This window comes from uncultured Peptoniphilus sp., assembly GCF_946998875.1.
Classification (GTDB): domain Bacteria; phylum Bacillota; class Clostridia; order Tissierellales; family Peptoniphilaceae; genus Peptoniphilus_A.
On sequence record NZ_CAMQAY010000006.1, the window covers coordinates 1 to 25,400 of the forward strand.

A 25,400-nucleotide genomic window follows, 5' to 3' on the forward strand; every position below is an offset into this window, starting at 1 on the left:
CATCTATGTGCTTATCGACATCGAGTTTGGACAAAAGTGCTACCGTTTCCACGTGAGAGGTTTTTGGAAATTGGTCTACTATTTCTAATTCTTCTATTTCATAGCCTCTTTCTTTAAAGACTCCCAGATCTCGGACTAGGGTTACGGGGTTACAGGATATATATAGAAATTTTTCTGGATCGAAGTCTATTATTTTTTCGATCGCCTTTGGATTTATTCCCTCTCTCGGCGGGTCTAGGACTATTAGGTCTGGATTCTTGTCTAGGTCATCTAATACTTTTAAGACATCTGATGCTATGAACTCAACATTGTCGATCCCGTTAAGCTTAGCATTTTCTCTCGCTGCCTCCACTGCTTCTTCTACTATTTCTACTCCAATAACCTTCTTTGCTGATGCTGCCAAGACCTGACTTATGGTTCCCGTTCCTGAATAGAGGTCAAAGACAAGTTTATCTCTTGCGTCAATTTTTTCTCTAGCCATTTTGTAGAGAACTTCAGCTGATCTGGTGTTGGTTTGAAAAAATGAGAAGGGACTTATTTTAAATCTTAGTCCAAGGACTTCTTCTTCAATGTGATCCTTGCCATAAATTAAATCCATTTCTTCTGGGACAATTGCATCAGATAGGGCGTCGTTTTTTACATGAAAAATGCTGACGATTTTGCCTTCAAGGTCTAAATCAAGTAAAAATTTTACAAAGGCTTCTCTATCAAGCTCACTTTGAGTTGATGTGGCAAGTAAAATCATTATCTCGGAAGTTCTTGTAGCCTTTCTTATTAAGAGATGGCGCAAAAATCCCTCGTGTCTCATTCTGTTGTAGTGGGCTTCTCCAATTTTTTCGAAATAGTTTCGGACCTGGCTTCTTATTTTATTGAAGTCACCGTCTACAATATTGCAATCAGTGGTATTTACTATCTCGTGGAATCTATTTTTTACATGAAGTCCAAGGGCAAGGGGTCCATCCTTGTACTCGTCGCCAAAGGTGTACTCCATTTTATTTCTGTAAAACTTGTGGACTGGCGATGGAATTATTTCCAGCTCTCTCTCCATGCCATGTTCTTTAAATAATTTTTCGATTAAGTCTTTTTTATACTTAAGTTCATCTTCATAAGTTAGGGTCTGATAGCTGCAGCCGCCACATTTTTCAAAGTGAGGACAAGGAGACCCTTTTTCAAGACCTGATCTTTCGATTACATTTAATAGTTTTGCCTTTTTAGATCTTCTGCCTCTAGCTTTTATCTCCACTGTCTGACCAAGGATGCCGCCCTTAAATTCATATTTTTTACCTTCAAAGCTTCCTCTTCCTAAGTTGGGAAATCTTGCTTCATCTATTTTAACAATTATACTCATTTCTTCACTCCTTAAAAAAATTATATCAAATTGTCACAATTTAATAAATTAAGAAAATTTTTAGCAAAAAAAATAAGACAGTTACCTGTCTTATTCGTAGAGATTTCTGCTTCCAAATTTAATTTTACTATTATTTAGAGCCTTTTTTTGTGGATAGTTGTAATTAGAAATCATCGACCTAAAAAGCGTAGCAGCTTCTGATCTCCTAATTGATCTTGTTGGATAAAAGTTTCCATCAGAGTATCCTCGTAGTATTCCTGCATCGACTAGAGCGCCTACATAACCTCTTGCCGATTCACTAATCTTATTTTTGTCGCCAAATTCATTAGTTGCGCTTGCCTTAGTAGGTAATGAGTAAACATAACCAAGGATTTCTGCAACTTCTTCCCTTGTAATATCTCTCTCTGGATTTAACTTTCCCGTAGTTGGTGTAATGTATCCTGCCTTTATGCCCTTAGCTACATCACTATAATACCAGTCAGAAGTGTTTACATCAGAAAATGTGACAGTATAAGTTTTGTCGAAGCCAATTAAACTATTTACTGTGGCATAAAACTCAACTCTCGTAATGTTTTCGTTAGGTTTAAATGTGCTGTTATCATAGCCAGACATTATTCCCTTGTCTGTAATAAAGTCAATAGATGATTCTGCCCAGTGCCCTCTTGTGTCTCTAAAGGATTTTGCAAATACAGTGCTTGTTAAAATCAATGCTGTGGAGATAATGATCAATGAAGTCTTTTTCAAAATCTTCATTTTTATCACCTTCACTATTATTATAACTTAATAATAATTTTTTGAAACAATTTCTATTTTAAGTTTGTGTTACAAAGAGCCTATCTTGTAACATTAATGAAATATATACGATTTTTATACTTTATATAGTGTCTTTATAAAGATTTAAAAATTTTCTCCTTGTAATAAAAGTGAAATCTTTTTAATTTATTTTAAATTTGGGGGAACTGCAAAAAATATTATGCACACAAAAAATTAGACAAAATAAAAGAGAACAGATTATGTAAATAGATAACTGTTCTCTAAGGGAAGAAAAAAGATGATGAAGTTTTCACTTCTCCTATATTGTACTGTAGTAAAATATTTTTGTCAAGTCTTTATGAAAATATTTTCAAAGAATTTTTATCTCTTAAAAATAGCTTTTATCCTTAATATTTACAAGGATAGCTTTAGAATTTAAAAATATTATGAATATATTTGCACACTTACTTTAATTAAAGTTTGTGGTAGAATGTATGTGAGGTGATATTTTGTTAAAAGAATTAATTTTAAAAAGAAGAACAGTTAGAAAATATAAAGATAAAGAAGTTGACAGAGAAAAATTGGAAGAACTTTTGATGTACGCATCAATGGGACCATCAAATGGCAACTCTCACCCCGTTGAATTTATAATTGTAGACGACAAAGAAAAAATCGAAGAACTTTCCAATATGGATTCCTTCGCAACCCTCTACCTAAAGGATGCACCAGTAATTGTAATAGTAATTGCAAACACAGACATCTGCAAGACTTGGGTGGAAGAAGCATCACTTACAGCAGCCTACTTACAACTTCTCCTTGAAGAAGAAGGACTTTCATCTTCGTGGATCAATGTCAAGGAAGGCAAAACTGCAGGAAAAATCTCCTACGAAGAATACTTCCAAGAAAACTTTGGCGTGAAAAAACCTTATAGAGCACAATGTTTGATTCCAATTGGCTACAAAAAATCAGGCACAAAGGACCACGAAGAATTCGATATATCATCAAAGGTCCACTACAATAAGTTCTAAAAGTTTAAATTGAAGGTAAAATTTTATTAGCAGATAAAATATTATTAGGCAAAAATTTATTAGCAGGCAAAATATTAATTAAATCCGGTTCGCCGGATTTTTTTTATTGGTACAATTTAGTATTAAAAAACACCTATCGCTTTGATAGATGCATAACCTTTTTTATACTTTAATAAGTTTAATTAATCAATTCTTTCAAACACCATTGTTGCTTGTATTTTATCACCACCAAGAAATCCTTTTGAGCCAGATGATGAAGTAGTAATAGTATGTAGTCTATACCCTAAGGCTGCTTGCTTGTTTATTGCTGCTTGAAGATTTGTTAAACTTGTAGCCCCCGAACCAGTACCTAAAAATTTTTCTGTAAGCACAACTTGAAGAACAACATACTTATCTCCACTTTCTCCAATTGCTTTACCTGTTTGATCATCCCATGCCATAATAAAATCCCCCTCTATAGTAATTTTATTTTATTATACATTATAAAAAATAAAAATAAAACCTAAGGATAATACAAAAAAAGATTCACCACATAACATCCTGGTGAATCTTTTCTCTTAAATTATTTAAATAGTGAAACTATAAAGTCTATTAGTTTTTCTAAAAAGTTCTTTGTATTTTTTACTGCCTTTTCTCCTTCAGGTGAGTTTAAAAATTTTGATGCCTGGTCCTTATATTTTACTGCAGTATCTGCCACCCTATTCCAATCTACATCGGCATCTTTCATGTTGTTAAAGAGACCCACAAGCTTGTCTTCTTGGCTTTTACTTAAATTTATATTGTAATTATTTGTAACACTATCTATTATAAATCTAACTTCCTTTTCGTCCTTTGGCATATTCTTTGCCATGGCATCTTTGATTTCGTAAATAATGTCGTTAGTTTTTTCGTCGCCAAGCTCTTCAGAAAGTTTTGTTTGCACAACTAATTCCTCATTGGCAACTTTTTTCAAATTTTCTGGAAGTTTCTTGCCAGTGTTTTCTTCATAAGTTTTTAAAATTCCAGTGAGGGCAGCTGTCCCGCTTACCTTTCCAGGTGCCGTTACATAAATGTCGGCGTCTTCAATTCCTACAGTGTTAAGGGCATTTAAAAAGGCATCTTCACTTACAACGCGAATGTTGTCTGATAAATCAATGTTTATCCCGCTGCCTGCCTTTTTGTATCTTACTATGGCAGAAGATATTGCCTTATTTCCAATTTCCTTTGAGGAAAGGACATCGCCTAAGTACTTGTACTCTTCCTTGTTAGTGACTTCAATGATCTTTGCCTTGTCATCAGCCTTCATCTCGCGAAGCATTTCACTTTTTTGTTCTTCACTTAAGTCAGCGCCAAGCGTCACTATTTCGTCTCCTGCACTAGCAAAAACTGCACTTGGAAGTAACAATAGTGAAAGCGCCGCTGTCATAATTTTATTTTTAACTTTCATAATCTCCTCCGTTTTTTACATCTTAACATAAGTTTATGTTTAATTTTTTAAAACTGTGTGAAATTTACTTTTCACATAGTCATGCCACAGTAAAAAAGAACCTTTAAGGTTCTTCTTTACTTTATTTTTCTTTGTGAAATCTCATCATATCTTCAAAGATAAACCACGTATCCTTGACTTCATCTTTTTCTGATGAAGAAAAGGGAATTATATTTTCTCTATGTTCAACGCCAAGTTTTTTTGCTATTACAGAAATGTGTTTATCTAGCTGCGATTTTTTTATCTTGTCCTTTTTTGTGGCAATGACTATGCCAGAAAAGCCTGAGTGAAGGATGTAGTCATACATCTGCTTATCTAAATCTGTTGGCTCGTGCCTAATGTCCACCAAAAGAATTGTCTCCAAAAGATTTTCTCTATTCTCAAGGTATCTATTGATTATGCCTGCCCACTTTTCTTTTTCTGTTTTTGCAACTTTTGCGTAGCCGTAGCCAGGTAGGTCCACTAGGCGAAGGTCGTCATTTACCTTGTAAAAATTAATTGTCCTAGTCTTTCCTGGTGTTGATGAAGTTCTCGCTAGATTTTTTCTATTTAGCATAGCATTTATAAAGGATGACTTGCCCACATTGGATCTGCCTGCAAAGGCAAACTCAGGAAGATTTGCCAGAGGATATTGCTTTTCCAAAACTGCAACTTTTTCTAGTTCTGCCTTATTTATCTTCACTAAAATCACCTATCGCAATCTCTGCAACTTCTTTGAAGTTTGAAACAGTTTTTATCTCCAGCTTTTCAACGGCTGCCTCTTCGATTTCCTTTAAGTCCCTCTTGTTCTCTTCAGGAATGATTACAGTCTTAACTCCATACCTTTCTGCAGCCAAAAGTTTTTCCTTAAGCCCACCTATTGGAAGGACTTTGCCGCGAAGGGTAATTTCTCCAGTCATGGCAACATCACTTCTCACAGGCCTCTTAGTTAGGGCAGAGAGGACTGATGTGGCAATTGTAATTCCTGCTGAAGGTCCATCCTTTGGCACTGCGCCTTCAGGAACGTGAATGTGAATGTCCTTTTCACTTCTAAAGTTTGGATCAATTTTAAAGTCTTCTGCATTAGATGCAATGTGAGATATAGCAGCTATGGCTGATTCCTTCATGACATCGCCAAGAGATCCTGTAAGAGTTAATTTCCCCTTGCCCGGCATTACAGTTGTCTCAATGACAAGTGTAGTGCCGCCCACTTCTGTCCAGGCAAGTCCATTAACTGAACCTACTTCAGAATTTTTTTCTCTCTCATTTATTAAATAAATTTTTTCGCCAAGAAAGTCTGAAATATTTCTCGTGGATACAGAAACTTTTTCTAAATCTTCTTCCACAATTTTTAGAGCAGCCTTTCTCACAATTTTTGAAATTTGCTTTTCAAGACCTCTAACGCCAGATTCGCGAGTGTAGTAATCTATTATGTCCTTTAAAGCTTTTTCAGAAATATTTATATTTTCCTTCTTCAAACCATTTTCAGAAATTTGTTTTGAAACTAAATATCTTTTTGCAATATTTAATTTTTCATTTGGTGTGTAGCCACCAATTTCTATAACTTCCATTCTGTCAAGAAGGGGTCTTGGTATAGTCTGCCTTGTATTTGCCGTGGCTATAAAAAATACATTGGATAAGTCAAAGGGAAGCTCCATATACCTGTCCGTAAAGGAATTGTTTTGCTCTGGATCAAGGACTTCTAAGAGTGCTGATGCAGGGTCGCCCTTAAAGTCATTTCCAATTTTATCAATCTCGTCAAATAAAAATACTGGGTCATTTTTGCCAGCTTTTTTCATGAGAGAAATAATTCTGCCAGGAAGAGCGCCGATGTAAGTCCTTCTGTGTCCTCTTATTTCTGCTTCGTCAGTTACACCGCCAAGGCTCATGCGGACAAATTCCTTGTTGAGGGAATTGGCAATGGACTTGGCAATGGAAGTCTTACCTACTCCTGGAGGTCCCACAAGGCAAAGTATAGGACCCTTATTTTTGTCGCCAGATAAAATTCTCACGGCAATAAATTCTAGGATTCTCTCCTTGACATTTTTAAGTCCGTAATGTTCTTCATTTAAAACTTTTCTAGCGTCACTTAATTTTACTTTTTCCTCTCCAGCATTAAGCCAAGGAAGGTCAATTATCCAGTCCAAGTAATTTATGAGCATGGAATAATCTGGCGACTGTGAATTTAAATTTCTAAGTTTTTTTATTTCACTTAGGGCTTTTTCCCTCACTTCATCAGGAAGATTTTTTTCTTCAATTTTTTTCTTGTAAACTTCTGTAACTTCGCCCTCATCTTCCTCATCGCCAAGCTCCTTATGGATGACGCGAAGCTGTTCCTTTAAATAGTATTCCCTTTGGATGTCATCCATTTTCTTTTTCACTTGGTCATTGATATTTTTTTCTATGGAAAGAATTTCTATTTCCTTTTTCATTATCTCGTGAAAGGCAACAAGTCTTTCGTAAATATCAGTTGTCTCAAGTAACTTTTGGTACTCTTCAAGTTTAAAGTCAAGATAGCCAACAACAGTGTCGATAAACCTTGATGGGTCGTCTGTGTCTGCAATGTTAGATAAAAGTCCTGGGAAGAATTTTTCATCTAAGGAAGCGTAAGATTCCAAGTCATTTAAAGCAAGGCGAAGTGCTGCCTCGATTTCGTCGTCTTCTGTGTAGTCAACTTCCTCTTCTTCTAGGATTTCTATATCCGCTTCAATTATTTCGTCGCTAATATCAAGGCTTGAGATTCTTGCCCTCTCTTCTCCTTCAACTAGGACCCTAACAACTCCACCTGGAAGTTTTAAAATTTGTTTTATAGTTGCCACAGTCCCAACATCAAAGAGGTCTTCTCTCTTTGGGTTTTCAACTTCCAAATCTCTTTGCGCCACCAAAAATATTTTTGAGTCCTGCATTTCCGACCTTTCAATTGCGTTTACAGAAATTTTTCTGCCGCAATCAAAGTGCATGACCATGTGGGGAAAGATTACTAAGTCGCGAAGAGGGATTAGTGGTAATTTTAAATTTTGCATTTTTCACCTTCTAAAAAAGCCGTGTCAACCACGGCTAAATTTATTTTTATTTTTTTATTAACTCAGCAGATGCTGTGCCTTCTACTGATTCCTTAGTTATTTTTACTGCCTTGATGTCATCTCTTGAAGGAATTTCGTACATGACATTCATAATGGTGTTTTCGATAACTCCTCTTAATCCTCTAGCTCCTGCCTTCTTTTCTATTGCCTTCTTTGCAATATAATTTAGGGCTTCGTCGTCAAAAATTAATTCAACATCGTCAAACTTTAATAGCTCCTTGTATTGTTTTACAAGGGCATTCTTTGGCTTAGTCAAAATTTCTACTAGAGCATCTTCGTCTAATTCTTCAAGAGTTATAGTTACAGGAAGCCTGCCTATGAGTTCTGGTATAAGTCCAAACTTTAATAAGTCTTCAGTTTCAACTTTTTTAAGAATATTTTCTCTATTGGCCTTCTTGTCAATAATCTCAGACCCAAATCCCATAGAGGACTTGGCAGTTCTATTTTCAATAATTTTGTCAATTCCGTCAAAGGCACCACCAACAATGAATAAAATATTTGTGGTGTCAACTTGAATAAATTCTTGAGAAGGATGCTTTCTGCCACCTTGTGGCGGAACATTGGCAACAGTGCCTTCAATTATTTTTAAAAGTGCTTGTTGCACACCTTCTCCACTTACATCTCTTGTGATAGATACATTTTCAGATTTTCTGGCAATTTTATCTATCTCGTCAATGTAAATTATTCCCTTTTCTGCCCTTTCAATGTCGTAGTCAGCATTTTGAATTAATTTCAAAATAATATTTTCAACATCTTCGCCAACATAACCAGCCTCAGTTAAAGTTGTGGCATCGGCAATGGCAAAGGGAACATTTAATAGTCTTGCAAGAGTTTGTGCAAGTAAAGTTTTGCCTGAACCTGTAGGTCCAATCATTAAGATGTTGGACTTTTGAAGTTCAATATCTGGGTCAATTTTTTTGGAAGATGAAATTCTCTTGTAATGGTTATATACAGCAACTGCAAGGGCCCTTTTGGCATCCTCTTGCTTTACCACATATTGGTCCAAAATCTCTTTGATTTCAGCAGGTTTTTTTAAGTCAAAATCCTTATTTATCTCACGGGGAATTTCTTCTTCTAAAATTGCGTGACATCTCTCGATGCACTCGTCACAAATATTTACATTAGGTCCGGCGATTAATCTATTCACTTGGTTTTGCGTTTTGCCACAGAATGAACATCTCAAAATTTCATCTGTATTTGACATATCTCACCTCAAACCCTTTTTTCTATAACTTTATCTATTAAACCATATTTTTTTGCTTCTTCAGATGATAGCCAATAATCTCTATCTGTATCTCTTTCGATTTTTTCAAGATCTTGACCAGTTCTTTCAGCCAAAATTTCATTTAATTTGTGTCTAATTTTTAAAATCTTTTCTGCATTGATTTGAATGTCACTTGCTTGACCTTGTGCACCACCAGAAGGTTGGTGAATCATAATGTCAGAATTTGGAAGGGCAAATCTCTTTCCCTTAGCTCCAGAGGCAAGCAAAAATGCTCCCATAGATGCAGCCATTCCAATACAAATTGTAGAAACATCTGGCTTAATATAATTCATAGTGTCGTAAATGGCAAAGCCTGCAGACACAGAACCACCAGGTGAATTTATATAAAGTTGAATGTCCTTATTTGGATCTTCAGATTCTAAAAATAAAAGTTGAGCAACGATTAAGTCTGCCATGACATCATCAACTTCGCCACTTGCAAAAATAATTCTATCCTTTAAAAGTCTTGAATAAATGTCATAGGACCTTTCGCCCCTATTAGTTTGTTCTACTACCATTGGCACTAATGCCATTTAATCACATCCTCTGATTATTTATCTTCTTCTTTATCTTTTTTTACTTCTTCTTTAATTTCTTCTTCAGTAGTTTCCTTTGGCTCAACAAATTTTGCCTTTTCAACAAGAGTGTCAATTGCCTTTCTCTTTTCAAGGTCGTCTCTTACAACTTCCTTGTTTTGATTTAACATGTAGTCTCTCATCTTTTCCATGTGTTCTTTGTCGTCCTTGAAGTATTCTTCAACTACTTTATTTACTTCTTCTTCGATTTCTTCGTCAGTGATTTCAATTGCTAAATCTTTTACAAGAGCTTCTAGGGCAAGGTCATTTTTAACAGTCTTTTCTGCTTCAGGTCTCATAGTTTTTTTGAAATCGTCAAGACTTTGACCAATCATCTTGATGTAATCTTCAAAGCTAATGCCTTGAGCTCTAAGACTTTGGTCGTAATTTCTAATCATGTCGTCGATTTGAGCGTTGATCATGGCTTCAGGGATTTCAACATCTACCATTTCACCGATTTTATCAATGGCTCTTCTTTGTTTTTCCATTTCAGAAGTTGTCTTGAATTCTTCTTCCTTTTTCTTTCTGATGTCAGCCTTAAATTCATCAAGTGTGTCAAATTCAGAAATATCTTTTACAAATTCGTCGTCAAGTTCTGGAAGTTCTTCATAAGAAATGCTATTTAATTTAATTTCAAATTTTGCATCTTTTCCTGCAAGATCTTTTTGGTGATAATCTTCTGGGAATTTAACAGTGATGTCAAATTCTTCGCCAAGATTGTGACCAATTAATTGTTCTTCAAAGCCTGGGATAAATGTGTTGGAGCCAATTTTAAGGTCTTGGCTTTCAGCTTCTCCACCTTCAAAATATTTTCCATCAACAGAACCCTTAAAGTCGATGTTTACAGTGTCGCCATCTTCTACAGCTCTATCGTCAACATTAATAATTCTTGCATTCATAGCTCTTTCGTTTTCAACTTCAGAATCAATAAGTTCGTCAGTTACTTCAAGAGTTGGATCTTCAATTTCAATTCCTTCGTAGTTTTTAAGTTCAACTTCAGGTTTAACATCAACAGATACCTTAACAATAACATCTTTGTCGTCTTTGATGCTTTCTTCGTCAATGTCGATGTTAGGTTGGTCAACTACTTTTAAATCTAATTCCTTAATAGCTTTTTCATATTCAGCTGGAAGAAGTTCGTTAATAGCATCTTCAAAGAATACATCTTTGCCATACATATTTTCGATCATCTTTCTAGGAACATGACCCTTTCTAAATCCAGGTAGTTGGAATTGCTTTTTGTTTTTCTTGTACACTTCTGTCTCAGCATTATTTATATCTTCTCTTTTTAAAACAATGTCAAAAAAGACAGTGTTGTTTTCTTTCTTTTTAATTTCCATTTTAATAGCCTCCTCGCTCTATGGCGTTTTTTACATCTCTACATTATAACATAAGTTATTTTAAAAATATATTAAATCCCTCTGTCCTTTAGGATTTTAGAGAGAATTTCCATCTCTTCGTCATTAAGTGTGACACCCTTTGACATTTTTTCGTGGTTTTGGTCCCACTCTCTCAAGTCGTACTTAGCTGGTCTGCCGTTAAAAGAAACCTTGTTAAGCTCCTTAGTCCAGCCCTTGGCACTTTCAGATAAAACTCCCAAGTGCTCTGTAATTTCAAATTTAAAATCGCTCATACTATCTAACCTTTTCTACTTCATTTAAAACATTTTTTACTGCATATTCAGAAGAAATTTCAGAATTTTCCATTTCTCTTCTTGTTGAATACTCAACTAAGCCTTCAGAAGACTTCTTGCCGCAAGTTATTCTTAGTGGAATACCAATTAAGTCTCTGTCCTTAAACTTAACTCCAGCTCTTTCCTTTCTGTCATCAAGAAGAACTTCGATACCCTTAGCCTTTAAGTCTTCGTAAATCTTTTCTCCAAGCTTAACTTGATCTTCATCCTTAACATTTACTATTGTAACAATTGCTTCATATGGTGCCACAGCCATTGGCCAGATTATTCCATTGTCATCGTGGTTTTGTTCTATTATTGCCGTTACAGATCTTGTTACACCAACGCCGTAAGAGCCCATGTAAAAGTAATTTGCCTTGCCATTTTCGTCAAGATAAGTTGCATTTAAAGCTTCTGAATATTTTGTACCCAATTTAAAAATATTTCCCACTTCAATACCTCTGGCGAATTTATATTCTTCGTCAGTTCCAGGAACCTTGTCACCTTCAGCAACAAGAAGAAGGTCATCTACAACTTCACCCTCAAAGTCTCTTCCATAATTTGCATTGATGTAGTGGTATTCATCAAGGTTGGCTCCAACAATAAGGTTATCCATTTCAGTTACCCTCTTGTCGAAGATCATTCTAACATCAAGTCCAATAGGTCCAGTGTAGCCTTTTTTAGTCTTAATAGCCTCAATGTCAGCTTCTTCCATCATTCTTATGTCGTGTTCAGCAACTCCAGTGTAGGATACAAGCTTTGCCATATTTAATTCTCTGTCGCCAGGAATAAATACTAAAACTGGTTCATCTCCTAGCATTAAGTCAATTGCCTTGGCACACTTCTTTGGGTCAACTTTTAAAAATTTAGAAACTTCTTCGATGGTGCTTGCATTAGGTGTGTGGACTTTTTCTAAGTCTTTTTTGTCTTCTCTTTCTGGAAGAAGGTATTCAACAGGAGCCTTTTCTTCAGTTGCTCCAAATTTTCCAGATTCAGCATAAACAATTACACCTTCGCCAGTTTCAGATAGGGCAATAAATTCGTGGGAGCCAGTGCCACCCATGGCGCCGTTATCCCCTTCAACGATTTTATAATCAAGCTCTAACCTGTCAAAAATTCTTTCATAAGCTTCATACATATTCATGTAAGCCTCGTGAAGTGTTTCTGGTGAAGTGTCAAAGGTATAGGCATCCTTCATGGAAAATTCTCTTGCCCTATTTATTCCAAATCTCGGTCTCTTTTCGTCTCTGTACTTTGTTTGAATTTGATATAAATTTAGGGGAAGGTCCTTGTAAGACTTAACTTCATCTCTAATAAGAGTGGTAAAATATTCTTCCGCAGTTGGTCCAAGGCAGAACTCCCTGTCATTTCTGTCCTTTAACTTAAACATTTCAGGACCAAACTTTTCCCATCTACCAGACTCTTTCCAGATTTCAGCAGGTTGAATAGCTGACATCAAAATTTCCATTGAGCCAGCTCTATCCATCTCTTCACGAACTATATTTTCAATTTTTCGAATAGATCTATAGCCAAGTGGCAAATATGTATAGATACCACTAGCAGATTTTCTAATCATACCAGCTCTTAGGAGAAACTTGTGTGATGCTATCTCTGCATCTTGTGGATCCTCCCTAAGAGTAGGCATATAAAGTTTTGATAATCTCATATTACCTCCATAATAAAAGTATTATAATAAATAAAATAAATTTCCACAAGTTTTATGAAAAAATCTCGTGGCACGCTATTTTTATTATACTATAAAGCTTGTAATACTTCACATTTTTGTGGAAAATTTTTAGATTTTTAAGGCTTAAATAAATTATTTTGCAAAAGTCACAAAAATTTTTCCCATTTTAATGTATAATAGATAATTGTTTCATAAAAAATAAATAGGAGGACATTATAATGAAGAAAAAAGATATAAGTGGAATTTTATTTTCAGCACTCATTGCAGCTTGCGCCTATTTTTTAGGCAAAAAATTTCCTGTAATTGGTGGACCAGTTTTTGGAATTTTATTTGGAATCATCTTAAATAATTTCAATAGACCAGAGTCTCTTGAAGCTGGCATAAAATTCACATCAAAAAAAGTTTTGCAACTTGCCGTAGTTCTCTTGGGCTTTGGACTAAACCTAGGAGAGATTATAGTTGTTGGTAAGTCATCTCTACTAATTATTCTCTCAACAATTTCCACTGCACTTATAATTGCCTTTGCAGCAGCAAAAGTTTTAAATATTGATTCTGACATTGCCACCCTAGTTGGCGTTGGCTCATCAATTTGCGGTGGCTCTGCCATTGCTGCAACAGCACCAGTTATTAATGCCAAGGACGAAGACATTGCCACATCAATTTCTGTAATATTTTTATTTAACATAATTGCAGCACTAATCTTCCCAACTCTTGGCGTTAAGCTTGGCATGACTCACACAGGCTTTGGCATGTGGGCAGGCACAGCCATTAACGACACATCATCTGTTGTGGCAGCATCAGGCACTTGGTCAACAATGTTTAATGACGACACAGCCCTTAACTACGGAACAATTGTAAAACTAACGAGAACTCTTGCAATAATTCCAATTACCCTTGTGCTTGGAATAATAAAATCAAAGGACAGCAAGGAAAAAGTAAATCCACTAAAGGCTTTCCCAACATTTATTTTATTTTTCCTACTTGCATCAATAGTAACAACACTTTTGCCCCTTCCAGAAACTTTCTTGTCAAGCATGAAATTTTTGTCAAAATTTTTCATCATTATGGCAATGTCAGCAATTGGACTTAACACAGACATAAAAAAATTAATTTCCCAAGGTGGCAAGGCAATCCTAGAAGGCGCCCTTTGCTGGATAGGAATAATTTGCGTCAGCCTCTTGATGCAGCACATACTTAGCATTTGGTAAAATAAAAAATTTATAAAAGAAAAAGAAGTTTAACTTGTAAAAGATAAGGCTAAACTTCTTTTTTTATGGTGATTTTTATTTTTTAAGAAAAAATAAAAGCCCTCGCGGACTTTTACTTTTCACATTTTATATTTTATGAATTAAATTCTTTGTACTCTCTCTTTGCTTCTTCTTGTTCTTCTGGTATGACCTTGATGCTTGCCTTCACTATTCTCTTGTCTGCCACTGCAAGTTCTGTCAAGATGCAGCCAGAAGTCTTGACACTAAGCTTTTTCTTTTCATTTTCTTCTGGTATAAAGCCCAGCTTTTCAATTATAAGCCCAGAGATTGTCTCATGGTTTTCTGAATAAAGTGATGTGCCAAGCTCATCGTTTATGTCTTCTATATCCATAGACCCGTCAACTATATATTCGTTATCAGAAATTTTTTCTAGGGAGTGGTTTTCCTTGTCGTACTCGTCTTCAATTTCTCCTACGATTTCTTCTACTATGTCTTCCACTGTAACCATGCCTGAGAAGCCACCGTACTCGTCAATTAGTATTGCCACATAATTTTTTGAGGATTGAAGTTCCTTTAAGAGCATGTCGATTTTTTTGGTTTCAGGCACAAAGTAAGGCGACTTTATACACTTGTCCAAGTCAATGGACTCGTAATCATTTTTTGCATATTCTACGAAAAGATCCTTGATGTAAACTGTTCCCAGAATGTTGTCTGTATTTTCTCTAAAGACTGGCATCCTTGAGTAGCCCATCTTTAGAATTTCTGTAACTGTATCTGTGTTAAATTCGTCATAGTTCACCATGTAAATTGATGTCCTTGGCGTCATTATTTCGTATGCCAACTTGTCATCAAAGTCCATAATATTTACTATCATCTCTTCACCAGCTGAGTTTATTACTCCTTGCTGAGTGGAAACTTTTATATAAGATTTTAATTCTTCTTCTGAAATTTTTTCTTCAACATCTTCTGAATATTTGCCCATAATCTTTAAAACTAATGCCGTTGAGAAGGACAAAAGTTTTACAAAAGGATAAAATATTTTTGAGGCAAAGGCAATTGCATTACTTGATTTCAGTGCAACATTTTCTGAGTTTTGAAGAGCTATTCTCTTTGGCACAAGCTCTCCAAAGACAAGGGTGATGTAAGATAATAAAAATGTCACCAAAATAAAGGACACTGTAAAGCCATAAGGTATGCCCCTCTTACTTAAGTAGACTCCAAAAACTTGTGAGATACTTGTAGCTGCAGAACCAGATGAGAAAAATCCTGCAAGAGTTATTGCAACTTGTATAGTAGATAAGAATCTCGTTTGGTCAGAGGATATAGACAGTAGCGTCTTTGCCCTCTTGTCTCCCTCTTCTGCCAATTCCTTTATTTTATTATTATTAACTGAAACCATTGCCATTTCTGCTGACGCAAAAAATGCGTTAATTCCTGTAAGTATTGCGATTAATATTAGCTTAGCCCACAAGGCGCCATCGTCCATTAACATCTTCCTCCATATCTTTTTGACTAATTTAGATTAATTATATCAAAGAATTTGTGATTATAACAGAAAAGAATGTACTTAAAGAACTTTTTATTAAAAATATTTATGTTATAATTATTTCGAGATGGAGGTGTATAATGAAAAAATTTAAAAGAATAATAATTTTGGTTCTCCTACTTGCAGTGGCACTTTTAGCAACTTTCTTTGCTGGCAAAAAGGTCATGAAAGCTGAAATGGAACCAGATATCACTGCGACTTTAATTTTTAATAAATTAGTTAGCGCCAAGGAACTTACGACACTAAAATATCACTATACAAATATGGGACAGTTTGAAAATCAAAATACTTTTTATGGCTATAAAATTCCCTTTACATCAAAAAAATTCATAGTCTCCTATGACGGACTTATAAATGCAGGTGTGGACCTTGAAAAAATGAAGGTAGAACTTCATGATAAAAGCATTGAAATAAAAATTCAACCGGCAAAAATTTTGAGTCACGAAATTTACGAGGACTCACTAAAAGTTTTTGATGAGAGAGAATCTATTTTTAATAGAATTGACATTGAGGACTACAACAACTTTTCCAAGGACCAAAAGAAGGAAGTTGAAAATAATGCCATTAAGAGAGGTCTCTTAAAGGAAGCTGACGAAGAATCTAAAAAGGCTATAGAAGAAATTATCTTGGGCGACACTGTTTTAAGTGAATATAAAATTAAGGTCACAAGGGACGATTCTCTAAAATAAAAATTAATAAGGTCAAAAAAAGGGCATTCCTTATAGAATGTCCTCAGATTGTAGACAAACCCAGGAATATTTTCTGGGTTTGTTGCATTTTAATGTATTTGCTAAAAAAACCATTAATTTATTCAAAGTTAAATCTTTATTAGGACTCAATTTATATCGCAGTATTCCTAATTTTTTCTTTGAATTAGATGATTATATTAAAAGAGCAGGCTTTTTTGCCTGCCTTATCATCAATCTGAAGCTGTGTCACCACAGCTCTTTATTATTAATTATCTTTAATAATTTATTTTATCCAGTATCCCCTTGAAATATGCTATTACTATTCCGTAGTTTGTTATTGGGATGCTTTTTTCTTTTGTACTCTCGATTCTACTCCTAATATTTTTTGCATTGAGCATGCAGCCGCCACATTGGATTATGAGGTCGTAATCCGAAATATTTTCTGGGAAGACTGAACCCGAACTCACATCAACCTGTAAGCCTTGGCCAACTTTCTTTCTTATCATGTTTGGAATTTTTATTCTTCCAATGTCTTCTTCTGCTGGGGCATGGGTGCAGCACTCTGCTATTAATATTTTTGAATTCTCATTTATTTTTTTTAGAGCTTCTACTCCCTTGATGTATTCATCAATGTCACCCTTTAGTTTTGCAAATAAGACTGAGAAGGATGTTAGCTTAACATCTCTTGGGATTTTTTCATAAACTTCTAAGAAGACAGAGGAGTCTGCAACTACTAGGTCTGGCTTCTTATTTAAAAGTCTTAGGATATCAGGAAGCTCTTCAAGCTTTACCATGGAAACCAGGGCGTTCCTATCAAGGAGTTCACGAATTGTTTGAACTTGTGGAAGGATAATCCTGTTTTTTGGTGCTGCAATGTCTTGGGGTATTACTAAGAGGACTAGGTCCTTCTCTTCCACCATTCCGTCAAAAAGTCTCTCTTCCTTCTTTGGTTTAAATTTCAAGAGTTCCTCTAAGAGCTTATCAAAGCCAATTTTTTTTAGGGCAGAAACTTCCACTATTTTATAAGAAGAAAAGTCTTCTCTTATTTTTTTTATTTCTTTTTCTGATAAGAGGTCAATTTTATTTATTACAAGAAGGATTGGGGTGTCCTTAAATTTTCTTAGCATTTCCCTTTCAGGTCCTGTTTGGGTATCTGATACAACTAGGACTCCAATGTCAGTTTTCGATATAACTTCGTCAGTTCTCTTCATCCTCTTTTGTCCAAGGACTGTTTCGTCTCCTATGCCTGGCGTGTCCATTAAAAGACATGGCCCCAAGCTCTTAATCTCCATTGACTTGTAAACTGGATCTGTAGTTGTCCCCTCTTGGTTTGAAACAATGGAAATATCTCGGCCAGAAAATTCATTTATTATTGAGCTCTTGCCCGAATTTACCTTTCCAAAAAATCCTATGTGAATCCTGTTACCAGAATTTGTCTTATTAAGTTCCATTAAAATCTAAAATCTCTCTTTCCAACTTCTTCCATTTCGCTTATATATTCTTTAGCCTTCTTCTTTACAATTTCATTTGGAATTTTTTCAAGTTCTGTTGCAATTAAGTCTTCGCTAAGTTCTCTTGTCTTTTCATTTCCATAATCTAGCATGTATTCCTTCAAAGTCATAAGGGCATTAGGCTGACAACAATTTAAGATTTGTCCTGACTTGCAAAGTTGCATGAACCTGTCGCCAGTTCTTCCTTCCCTATAGCAGGCTGTACAAAAACTTGGGATATAACCAAGTTCCATTAGCCAATCCACAACTTCTTCAAGGGTCCTATTATCTGCAACATCAAATTGAGCAGAGTTATCTTCTTCTAATTCTTCCTCAACATATCCACCAACAGAAGTTCTTGATCCACCAGAAATTTGACTTACACCTAGTTCAAGAGCGCGTTCTCTAACTTTTTGTGACTCTCTAGTTGAGATTATCATGCCAGTGTAAGGTACTGAAACCCTAATTAGGGCAATTAGTTTTTCAAAAATATCATCAGCAAGTTCATTTTTAAAATCACTTGGATCAATGTCATCGGCAGGTTGGATTCTTGGAACAGAAATTGTGTGAGGTCCAACTCCAAATCTTGCTTCCAAGTGTTCTGCGTGCATTAAGAGTCCAACTAATTCATACTTATAAGTTTCTAGTCCAAATAAAACTCCAATCCCAACGTCGTCGATGCCAGCTTCCATGGCCCTATCCATGGCTTCAGTGTGGTAGGCGTAATTATGCTTTGGTCCTGTTGGGTGAAGTTCTTCATAGGACTTCTTGTTGTAGGTTTCTTGGAAGAGGATGTAGGTTCCAATTTCTGCATCCTTTAATTTTTTATAATTTTCCACAGTAGTAGCAGCAATATTTATGTTGACCCTTCTTATTTGACCATTTTCATGTTTAATAGAATAAATTGTCTTAATGGATTCCAAAATATATTCCATTGTATTGTTCACAGGGTCTTCACCAAGTTCAAGGGCAAGTCTCTTGTGGCCCATGTCTTGAAGGGCTATAACTTCACTTTTAATTTCTTCTTGAGATAATTTTTTTCTTCTAATTGATTTATTTTTTGCATGGTAAGGGCAATAAACACAACCATTAATACAATAGTTTGAAAGATAAAGGGGGGCAAACAAAACAATCCTGTTGCCGTAGTGGTCTTCCTTAATTTTCTTTGCAAGCTTATAAATTTCTTCTTGGTAAGACTTGTCTTCAGCAAGTAGAAGTAAAGCCGCCTCCCTATGGTTAAGTCCCTTTTCCTTCTTTGCCTTTTCAAGAACTTCATCTAAGAGGTCCTTATTATTCTTGTTTTTTTCTGCATAGTCAAGAGTGTCTAAGATCTCTTGATGGTTTATAAATTCTTCTGCAATTTTTGAATCTAGCTTGTACAATTTCTTCACTCTTCCTTGATCCTTACTTATAATCTCCTCTAGATTTGGAAATCTTATATCCAATTTTCTCTAGTTTTTTCTCTAGTCCCATAAAGTCGTCAGAGTTTTGAACTTCTGTACCGATTTTATTGTCGTAAAGCTTATAATTTTTTCTAAGTTTCTCTGCCCCAACATTGGGCATTAAAACATTGGCCCCTGCCAAAATTCCCTTTTCTCGTCCAAGGTCGTCAATACTTCCCAGGGCAGTTGTTGATGGCAAGAGAAGTTTCTCGTCAGCAATCCTTACAATGGATAAAATTTTAAGAACATCTTCTAACTTGCCGCCTTCAAAGTCCCTGAAAGGAGTGTCATGTTGGGGTATAAAGGGTCCAATTCCCACCATCTGAGGCCTTAATTTTAAAATAAATTTTAAATCCTCATATAAATTTTCAAGCCTTTGATAAGGTGAACCCACCATCATGCCACAACCTGTTTGAAAGCCCAAGTCCTTTAATTTTAGAATGGAATCAATCCTGTTTTCAAACTTCATAGAGCTTGGATGAAGCCTTTGGTAGTGAGACTTGGAATAGGTTTCATGCCGCAAGAGGTACCTGTCAGCCCCCATATTTTTCAAGGCCTCAAAGTCCTGAAAATCTCTTTCACCAAGAGAAAGTGTTATGGCAACATCAGGAAGCTTTTCTTTGATATGATAAATAATTTCTTTTAAGTAATCAAGGCTATAAAAGTCATCTTCGCCACCCTGCATGACAATGGTTTTTATCCCCAGGTCCACTGAGTGGCTGGCAAGGTCCAAGATTTCTTCCTTAGACAACCTAAGCCTCTTGGTATTTTTGTTGGCCAACCTAAGACCACAATAGTAGCAATTGTTTTTGCAATAAGTGGAAATTTCTATTAGGCCCCTAATGTAAATCTCTCGGCCAAAGTTTTTTACTGCTAGGTCTCTTGCAAAGGCATATAAATCTTCGGCTTCAACTTTATCCAAATTCATTAGGTGGGAAAAATCTTCAAAGCTAATCTCCTTGGTATTATAAAATTTTTCACATATCTTTAAAGTTTTCAATGGTCATCTTCCATTCATCTTACCCGAAAATAATTTTTTAACTACAATTACAGTATCATATTATATCAAATTTTGTTGATTTTAAAAAACATAAAGAAATAAAAAATTTTTGCACTTAAGAATATCAAAAGATGCAAATAGGATAAAGAATTTCCATTTTATAATTCTTTTTTAGCCTACAATATAAATTTCTATAAAAAAATGGACACAGTAAAGACTGCATCCATTTTTGAGAAAATGAAGATAATTTAGTAATTTTTAATTCTTCTTAGCCAAGGAATTTAAAATTTCTTGATAATCATTTGCTGCCAAGAAAATTTGAACATAGGCCCAGTGATTTTCTTTGACATCAGTGAAACTATTAAAGCCCTTAATAATCTTTTCTAAATCTTTTTTGTTAATAGAGCGACCATCATAGTGGTTTAAAATTGTAACGGCTTCTGCCCTAGTAATAACACCATCTGGTTTAAAACTTCCATCTGGATAGCCAACAATGTGTCCATTACCATAAACTTGATTGATTGCATCTTCAAATTTGTGACCCTTGATATCTGCAAAAGGAGCGGTCTTGTTGTTCTTCTTATCAATGCCAGCTATGGCTCTAGCAAATTCTGCCCTAGTTATTGGCTCATTAGGTCTAAAGTTGCCATTCTCGTCTGCGAACATCAAGTTGTTTTTAACCATAGCATTTATGGCTGCATTATACCATCCATTAGGTGTGTCTTTGAAGTTAGGCTTGTCCTTATTGTCTAAGTCTAATCCAGCCAAGACTCCTATCATAGAAGCTGCTTCAGCACGACTTATCTTTCCCTCAGGACGAAAACTCTTGTCACCGTAGCCAAAAATATAGGCTCCATGTTTTGATTTAGGTTTTTCATTTGGAGCATTTTCTATTGCGCTTTCAGTAACTTCTACCATGTCACCATTTTCAAAATAAGTATTCTCTGCAAACTTAACTAATACAATAGGTTTAATATATTTTGCCTTGTCTGGTAATTTAGTTATTACAATTTCATAACCACCATCCACAGCCTTAACAGAGTAGTCCTCTCTTGGAAGCTCTTGTTTTTTGTATTTAGGTGTAGCTGTTGAAGTTATATCTACTTCCTTCGAAGGTTTCATAGCATTAAAATCATCTACAGTTACATAGTTAAGCTTGAAGAAGAATTTTTCATTTTCTCCAATCTTTCCTGCATCTTTTAAAGTAGATTTAATTCTTATTTTATTGTCCTTAAGGGCAACATATTTTTTATTGTTATGTGGGTTTAACTTATCCCTATCTCCAGAAACCTCAAAGTTAACAAGGGCTTTTTTAGTATAATCTCTAAATAAGCCAGATTTTTTACCATCAACTTTTTTAAATGGCATTGCTTCAATTTCTGCCACTTCTTCTTCATTTATTGAATTAGAATCTTTTGCTAATAATTCTTTTGCCCTAGCTATAGAGTTTTTAATTTGAGATTTTACTTGATTGTCACCATATTCTATTGCTTCATTATCAAGAACTTTATCGTCCATTGTATCTAAATAGACTTTCAATTCTTCCTTGGCCTTTTTAACCCTTGCTGCAAACTTTTCATTTGCATTTTGATCTTCGCCACCTGTACCTGGTCTTTGACTTTCTTCTCTTTCTTTATTGGTCTTGTCAGGCTTTAAGGCTATTTGCGTATAATTTTTAACTGAACTTGCATAGGCTTGTCCTGGTACTGAACCTAGCATTAAAGAAAAGCCTAAAAGGCAAGAAACAAAACCTAGTGACAACTTACTCATTCCATTACGAGGTTTTTCATTTATTTTTTTCATTTTTCCTCCTTAAATAATAAGAGAAACGCGCTTACAAAAATTAGTAAAAATCTATAAGTTTTTCCTACTTATATAAGACAAAGAAGTTTGTAAATAAAAACTTTCTAGTATTTCTACATATACTTAAATCATAGTATTTGTCACTTGATTTTGTTTATTATTTTATCTTTCTTTTTTTAATAATCCTTCTTCATTAAAATATTTTTAATTTTATTGCGATTGGATAAATGTTTTTCTTTAATATATCCTCGCTTTATCTGTCTTTTTAGATATCCTTATCTTTTAATTTTAAAAGATACTACTTTAATTCAATGACTGTTTTAAAATAGTATCTTTTAAGAATATTTTTTTATTTTTCTACTTCTAATAATTTTTTTACTTCTTCCATATCTACATGGTCAAGTGAAGCTACTGACCACTTTGGCAAATAATCCTTATCTATTACCCTTGACCTAATGCCCTCTTTCATGTCTCCAGTTTTTACTGCATAGTTTAAAATTTTTAGGTCAAGGTCCACAGTTTCATGGTAGGTCAAATTTTTACATAAAAAATACTTTTCAAATTGCACTTGAAGCATAAACTGTGACCTTGCCTTTAAGTCATAATAAATTTCTCTTGCAAATTCATCTTCAAGATTCTCTTCTAAGACCTCATAAATTTCCTCTAGGCTATCCTTATTAAAATATTTTTCGATTTTGTCAAAATTTTTATCTACAAAAGAATCCTTTGTTGGCAAATTATATTTATCGCCATAGTCTTTTAATTTTTCAATTAATTCTTCTCCCTCATAAATTTCTGAAAAATCAAAAAGTTTTTCCATTATTTTTTCATAATCCTCTGAATTTATATAGACATGGGCAAAATTATACTTAATTAAATCAGAAGCTTCAAGGCTTCTTCCGAGAAGGCCTACATAATGACCCAAGGCCCTTGGAAGGCTGGATATAAATTTTCCCATGCCAACATCTGGAACAAAGCCCAGACCAGTTTCTGGCATAGCCCAATTTACAGAGTCATGGCAAATTATATAGTCGGAGTTTATGCTAAGACCAAGACCGCCGCCCATGACTATGCCTCTCCAGTTGCTTATTATTGGTTTTTTGTAGGAGGCAATGTACTTGTCTAGCTCAAATTCCGTGGCGAAAAACTCATCTTTTTTCTGGCAAGACTCATTATTAATATAGTTGTTGTAGAGATCCTTTAAATCTCCACCAGCACAAAAGGCTTTTTCACTTAAGCTATCAAATAAAATTGCCCTTATCTTGTCATCATCTTCCCATTTTTCTAAAATTTCTCTAATTTTTATTATCATTTCAAAATTAAGGGCATTTAATTTTTCAGGTCTGTTTAAATAAATTACGCCCACCTTATTTATAACTTTTGTAATAATTAAATCCTTCATTTCATCACCATCTTTTCCTTATTTTTATTTTATACCCAAAGAACAAAGAATAACAAAAAAAATAGATCTCATATAAGTGAAATCTATTTTTCAAAATTTTATTTTTTAAAATTATTTTCCAGGAAAAATCTTAAAATTAAATAATATAGGACGTAGGAGACGCCTGCCACTGGCCAAATTATCCATGACTTGTCCCATCTATTTGTGACAAGGGAATAGCCAAGATAAATTGCCGTCATAAGAATCCAATAGGCTGTGATAAAGGGCTCTATCTTCTTCTTAAGCTCCTTATTTTTTCTAGTAAAGTCCTCTTCTTCTAAAAGTGCCTTTAGGGCACTCATGGGAATATTGGTTCTCAGCAAAAAATTTACGCCAAGGCCGACAAGTGCCAATAAAAAGGCCGTTGATATTGCCATAACCAGGTCTTCAGCTGAAAAAATCATGCCAATAGAAATTGGAAGGACTGAGGCAACTATAAGTAAGATGCCAATTATGTTGTTCTTGACAAAAGAATCGTGAAACTTTTCCATTCTATCCCTCGCCATGCCATCAACTCCATAATCAGTATCAATAGCTTCACTTTCTATAAATTCATATTTTTTTAAGGTCATCCCTTCTCTTACAAAAATCCCAACTGCAGCAATTATAAATAAAAATAATACTGTAAGAGAAAGTCCAACAACTACATTTTCTGACACTGGCAAAAGTAAGCTTTCATAGGCCTGTGAAAGAATTACTAATAAAATTGGAGAAATTATGCAAAGAGAAACTCCAAGGGCAAGGTTTTTTGCTGAAATTTCCTTTAAGGCTAAATAATCACTTGCCATCTCCATGGAAACTTTTCTCGTCTTACTTTCTTCATATTCCTCATCTAAAAATTCCGGGTCCTCTATCTCATCCTTGATGAGATAATCTGTTGTGACACCAAAAATTTTGCTGAGCTTTAAAATTTTATCCATGTCGGGAATAGATTGTGCCCCTTCGTACTTTGAAATAGATTGTCTGCTTACGCCAAGTTTTTCTGCAAGTTCTTCTTGTGACCAAGCATTTTTCTTTCTAAGATTTATAATTTTGTCTGCTAAAATCATAGTCTTACCTCCTTTTCTAAGTAAATTTTATAAAAATTTATGGTGGCAAGCTATAAATAGTGCTTGTCAATTTGTAAACTCCAAGTTGCAAGTTTTAAAATTTTATAATTTTTTCGCTTATATATATTTTACAAAGCATTTTTCTATGAAATATATATTTTATTTGAAGATCTTGTAAAGTTTTTATAAATTTTTTCGATGAAAAAATCCCGACTTTCGTCAGGATCTTATTTTTTATTTTGTGACATATCTACAATTAAATTTGCCACGCTTTCGAAGTCAAAGGCAGATGAATTTATTAAGAGGTCGTAATTCGCTCTGTCGCCCCAAACTTTTCCAGTGTTTCTGCCGTAATGGTTCGCCCTTCTGTTGTTTTCTCTTTCAAGCTTTAGCTGGAGCTTGTCTTCCTTTACCTTGTAAGTATTTAAAATTCTCTCTTCCTTAAATTCTTGAGAAGCATAAATAAATACAGATAACTTTGGAAAATCTTCCAAGACAAAGTCTCCGCACTTGCCAAAGATTATTGCCTTTTTATTTTTTGCAATTTCTCTTATAGTCCTTGAGTCCAAGAGAAAGGCTGCATCATTTGTTGCAATGTCCTCTTGGGAGTAGGAATAATTTTGCCTATATAAGTCGTAAATAGTTCCCTGCAAGAAGGAATCGTCTTTCTTTATCTCATCAGGCTTTACCTTTCCTTCAAGGCTCATGAGTTCAATTAATTTTTCGTCGTATAGTTCATAGTTTAATTTTTCAGCAACTTTTTTTGCAATTTCGTTAGCACCGCTGCCATACTCTCCGTCAATGGTAATTATCTTCTTACCAGCCTTTTGGAAAATTTTTTCAAATAGTGACATATCTTCACCTCTCAAAGATTGTAT

Annotated in this window: 22 protein-coding genes; 3 read left to right on the forward strand and 19 right to left on the reverse strand. The window is 34.7% G+C overall.

The window, feature by feature from the left end:
- On the reverse strand, positions 1-1,348 hold a 1,348-nt coding region (gene rlmD / locus Q0U74_RS03390), incomplete at its 3' end, for a 23S rRNA (uracil(1939)-C(5))-methyltransferase RlmD (RefSeq protein ID WP_297392697.1).
- Positions 1,349-1,438: 90 nt separating this feature from the next.
- Complete coding sequence (locus Q0U74_RS03395; RefSeq protein ID WP_297392698.1) at positions 1,439-2,101, reverse strand: S-layer homology domain-containing protein; 663 nt, start codon at positions 2,099-2,101, stop codon at positions 1,439-1,441.
- Positions 2,102-2,610: 509 nt separating this feature from the next.
- Here Q0U74_RS03395 and Q0U74_RS03400 point away from each other — a divergent pair.
- Positions 2,611-3,129, forward strand: coding sequence for a nitroreductase family protein (locus Q0U74_RS03400; protein WP_297392699.1), 519 nt, complete (start codon positions 2,611-2,613; stop codon positions 3,127-3,129).
- A 182-nt stretch (positions 3,130-3,311) separates the two neighbouring features.
- Here the strand turns inward: Q0U74_RS03400 and Q0U74_RS03405 are convergent, their stop codons facing one another.
- The 9 genes from Q0U74_RS03405 to Q0U74_RS03445 form a co-directional block, all read right to left on the reverse strand.
- Positions 3,312-3,569, reverse strand: coding sequence for a DUF4177 domain-containing protein (locus Q0U74_RS03405; RefSeq protein ID WP_288166798.1), 258 nt, complete (start codon positions 3,567-3,569; stop codon positions 3,312-3,314).
- A gap of 122 nt (positions 3,570-3,691) precedes the next feature.
- Positions 3,692-4,555, reverse strand: coding sequence for a DUF1002 domain-containing protein (locus Q0U74_RS03410; protein WP_297392700.1), 864 nt, complete (start codon positions 4,553-4,555; stop codon positions 3,692-3,694).
- A gap of 121 nt (positions 4,556-4,676) precedes the next feature.
- Positions 4,677-5,276 (reverse strand): ribosome biogenesis GTP-binding protein YihA/YsxC, encoded by a 600-nt coding sequence (gene yihA / locus Q0U74_RS03415; protein WP_297392701.1) that lies wholly within the window; start codon positions 5,274-5,276, stop codon positions 4,677-4,679.
- Entirely contained in the window at positions 5,263-7,596 is a 2,334-nt protein-coding gene (lon, locus tag Q0U74_RS03420; protein WP_297392702.1) for an endopeptidase La, read from the reverse strand. The genes yihA and lon overlap by 14 nt, the downstream gene beginning before the upstream one ends.
- Before the next feature lie 46 nt (positions 7,597-7,642).
- A complete protein-coding gene (gene clpX / locus Q0U74_RS03425) occupies positions 7,643-8,860 on the reverse strand; it encodes an ATP-dependent Clp protease ATP-binding subunit ClpX (RefSeq protein ID WP_297392703.1) in 1,218 nt (405 codons plus the stop codon).
- Between the two features lie 8 nt (positions 8,861-8,868).
- Entirely contained in the window at positions 8,869-9,453 is a 585-nt protein-coding gene (gene clpP, locus Q0U74_RS03430) for an ATP-dependent Clp endopeptidase proteolytic subunit ClpP (protein WP_297392704.1), read from the reverse strand.
- A gap of 17 nt (positions 9,454-9,470) precedes the next feature.
- The gene (gene tig / locus Q0U74_RS03435; RefSeq protein WP_297392705.1) at positions 9,471-10,835 is read right to left on the reverse strand and encodes a trigger factor; all 1,365 of its coding nucleotides are present in this window, start codon (positions 10,833-10,835) and stop codon (positions 9,471-9,473) included.
- A 71-nt stretch (positions 10,836-10,906) separates the two neighbouring features.
- Complete coding sequence (locus Q0U74_RS03440; protein ID WP_297392706.1) at positions 10,907-11,128, reverse strand: YdbC family protein; 222 nt, start codon at positions 11,126-11,128, stop codon at positions 10,907-10,909.
- 1 nt (position 11,129) lies between these two features.
- Entirely contained in the window at positions 11,130-12,833 is a 1,704-nt protein-coding gene (locus Q0U74_RS03445) for a proline--tRNA ligase (RefSeq protein WP_297392707.1), read from the reverse strand.
- Between the two features lie 239 nt (positions 12,834-13,072).
- Between Q0U74_RS03445 and Q0U74_RS03450 the strand changes: the two genes are divergently transcribed.
- Positions 13,073-14,062, forward strand: coding sequence for a YeiH family protein (locus Q0U74_RS03450; RefSeq protein WP_297392708.1), 990 nt, complete (start codon positions 13,073-13,075; stop codon positions 14,060-14,062).
- Between the two features lie 133 nt (positions 14,063-14,195).
- Here Q0U74_RS03450 and Q0U74_RS03455 read toward each other — a convergent pair whose 3' ends face one another.
- Complete coding sequence (locus Q0U74_RS03455; RefSeq protein WP_297392742.1) at positions 14,196-15,548, reverse strand: hemolysin family protein; 1,353 nt, start codon at positions 15,546-15,548, stop codon at positions 14,196-14,198.
- 140 nt (positions 15,549-15,688) lie between these two features.
- Between Q0U74_RS03455 and Q0U74_RS03460 the strand changes: the two genes are divergently transcribed.
- Complete coding sequence (locus Q0U74_RS03460) at positions 15,689-16,297, forward strand: DUF4230 domain-containing protein (RefSeq protein WP_297392709.1); 609 nt, start codon at positions 15,689-15,691, stop codon at positions 16,295-16,297.
- Between the two features lie 275 nt (positions 16,298-16,572).
- On the opposite strand, the gene hydF is transcribed toward Q0U74_RS03460, so the two are convergent.
- The 7 genes from hydF to Q0U74_RS03495 form a co-directional block, all read right to left on the reverse strand.
- A complete protein-coding gene (gene hydF / locus Q0U74_RS03465) occupies positions 16,573-17,748 on the reverse strand; it encodes a [FeFe] hydrogenase H-cluster maturation GTPase HydF (protein ID WP_297392710.1) in 1,176 nt (391 codons plus the stop codon).
- Positions 17,748-19,169 (reverse strand): [FeFe] hydrogenase H-cluster radical SAM maturase HydG, encoded by a 1,422-nt coding sequence (gene hydG / locus Q0U74_RS03470; protein ID WP_297392743.1) that lies wholly within the window; start codon positions 19,167-19,169, stop codon positions 17,748-17,750. The genes hydF and hydG overlap by 1 nt, the downstream gene beginning before the upstream one ends.
- 22 nt (positions 19,170-19,191) lie before the next feature.
- Positions 19,192-20,229, reverse strand: coding sequence for a [FeFe] hydrogenase H-cluster radical SAM maturase HydE (gene hydE / locus Q0U74_RS03475; RefSeq protein ID WP_297392711.1), 1,038 nt, complete (start codon positions 20,227-20,229; stop codon positions 19,192-19,194).
- A gap of 258 nt (positions 20,230-20,487) precedes the next feature.
- The gene (locus Q0U74_RS03480; RefSeq protein WP_297392712.1) at positions 20,488-22,032 is read right to left on the reverse strand and encodes an S-layer homology domain-containing protein; all 1,545 of its coding nucleotides are present in this window, start codon (positions 22,030-22,032) and stop codon (positions 20,488-20,490) included.
- 349 nt (positions 22,033-22,381) lie between these two features.
- A complete protein-coding gene (locus tag Q0U74_RS03485) occupies positions 22,382-23,434 on the reverse strand; it encodes an enoyl-CoA hydratase/isomerase family protein (RefSeq protein WP_297392713.1) in 1,053 nt (350 codons plus the stop codon).
- Positions 23,435-23,532: 98 nt separating this feature from the next.
- Positions 23,533-24,522: a helix-turn-helix domain-containing protein gene (locus Q0U74_RS03490; protein ID WP_297392714.1), complete on the reverse strand. Its 990-nt coding sequence runs from the start codon at positions 24,520-24,522 to the stop codon at positions 23,533-23,535.
- A gap of 227 nt (positions 24,523-24,749) precedes the next feature.
- Positions 24,750-25,376 carry an AAA family ATPase gene (locus Q0U74_RS03495; RefSeq protein ID WP_297392715.1) on the reverse strand — a complete coding sequence of 209 codons (627 nt, stop codon included), beginning with the start codon at positions 25,374-25,376 and terminating at the stop codon, positions 24,750-24,752.
- Positions 25,377-25,400: the final 24 nt, after the last annotated feature.

Excerpts from the sequence above, each read along its gene's own strand:
- Q0U74_RS03395 (WP_297392698.1), bottom strand. The coding sequence starts at position 2,101 with ATGAAGATTTTGAAAAAGACTTCATTGATCATTATCTCCACAGCATTG.
- Q0U74_RS03405 (WP_288166798.1), bottom strand. The coding sequence starts at position 3,569 with ATGGCATGGGATGATCAAACAGGTAAAGCAATTGGAGAAAGTGGAGAT.
- Q0U74_RS03410 (WP_297392700.1), bottom strand. The coding sequence starts at position 4,555 with ATGAAAGTTAAAAATAAAATTATGACAGCGGCGCTTTCACTATTGTTA.
- lon (WP_297392702.1), bottom strand. The coding sequence starts at position 7,596 with ATGCAAAATTTAAAATTACCACTAATCCCTCTTCGCGACTTAGTAATC.
- clpX (WP_297392703.1), bottom strand. The coding sequence starts at position 8,860 with ATGTCAAATACAGATGAAATTTTGAGATGTTCATTCTGTGGCAAAACG.
- clpP (WP_297392704.1), bottom strand. The coding sequence starts at position 9,453 with ATGGCATTAGTGCCAATGGTAGTAGAACAAACTAATAGGGGCGAAAGG.
- tig (WP_297392705.1), bottom strand. The coding sequence starts at position 10,835 with ATGGAAATTAAAAAGAAAGAAAACAACACTGTCTTTTTTGACATTGTT.
- Q0U74_RS03440 (WP_297392706.1), bottom strand. The coding sequence starts at position 11,128 with ATGAGCGATTTTAAATTTGAAATTACAGAGCACTTGGGAGTTTTATCT.
- Q0U74_RS03445 (WP_297392707.1), bottom strand. The coding sequence starts at position 12,833 with ATGAGATTATCAAAACTTTATATGCCTACTCTTAGGGAGGATCCACAA.
- Q0U74_RS03450 (WP_297392708.1), top strand. The coding sequence starts at position 13,073 with ATGAAGAAAAAAGATATAAGTGGAATTTTATTTTCAGCACTCATTGCA.
- Q0U74_RS03455 (WP_297392742.1), bottom strand. The coding sequence starts at position 15,548 with ATGGACGATGGCGCCTTGTGGGCTAAGCTAATATTAATCGCAATACTT.
- Q0U74_RS03460 (WP_297392709.1), top strand. The coding sequence starts at position 15,689 with ATGAAAAAATTTAAAAGAATAATAATTTTGGTTCTCCTACTTGCAGTG.
- hydF (WP_297392710.1), bottom strand. The coding sequence starts at position 17,748 with ATGGAACTTAATAAGACAAATTCTGGTAACAGGATTCACATAGGATTT.
- Q0U74_RS03480 (WP_297392712.1), bottom strand. The coding sequence starts at position 22,032 with ATGAAAAAAATAAATGAAAAACCTCGTAATGGAATGAGTAAGTTGTCA.
- Q0U74_RS03485 (WP_297392713.1), bottom strand. The coding sequence starts at position 23,434 with ATGAAGGATTTAATTATTACAAAAGTTATAAATAAGGTGGGCGTAATT.
- Q0U74_RS03490 (WP_297392714.1), bottom strand. The coding sequence starts at position 24,522 with ATGATTTTAGCAGACAAAATTATAAATCTTAGAAAGAAAAATGCTTGG.
- Q0U74_RS03495 (WP_297392715.1), bottom strand. The coding sequence starts at position 25,376 with ATGTCACTATTTGAAAAAATTTTCCAAAAGGCTGGTAAGAAGATAATT.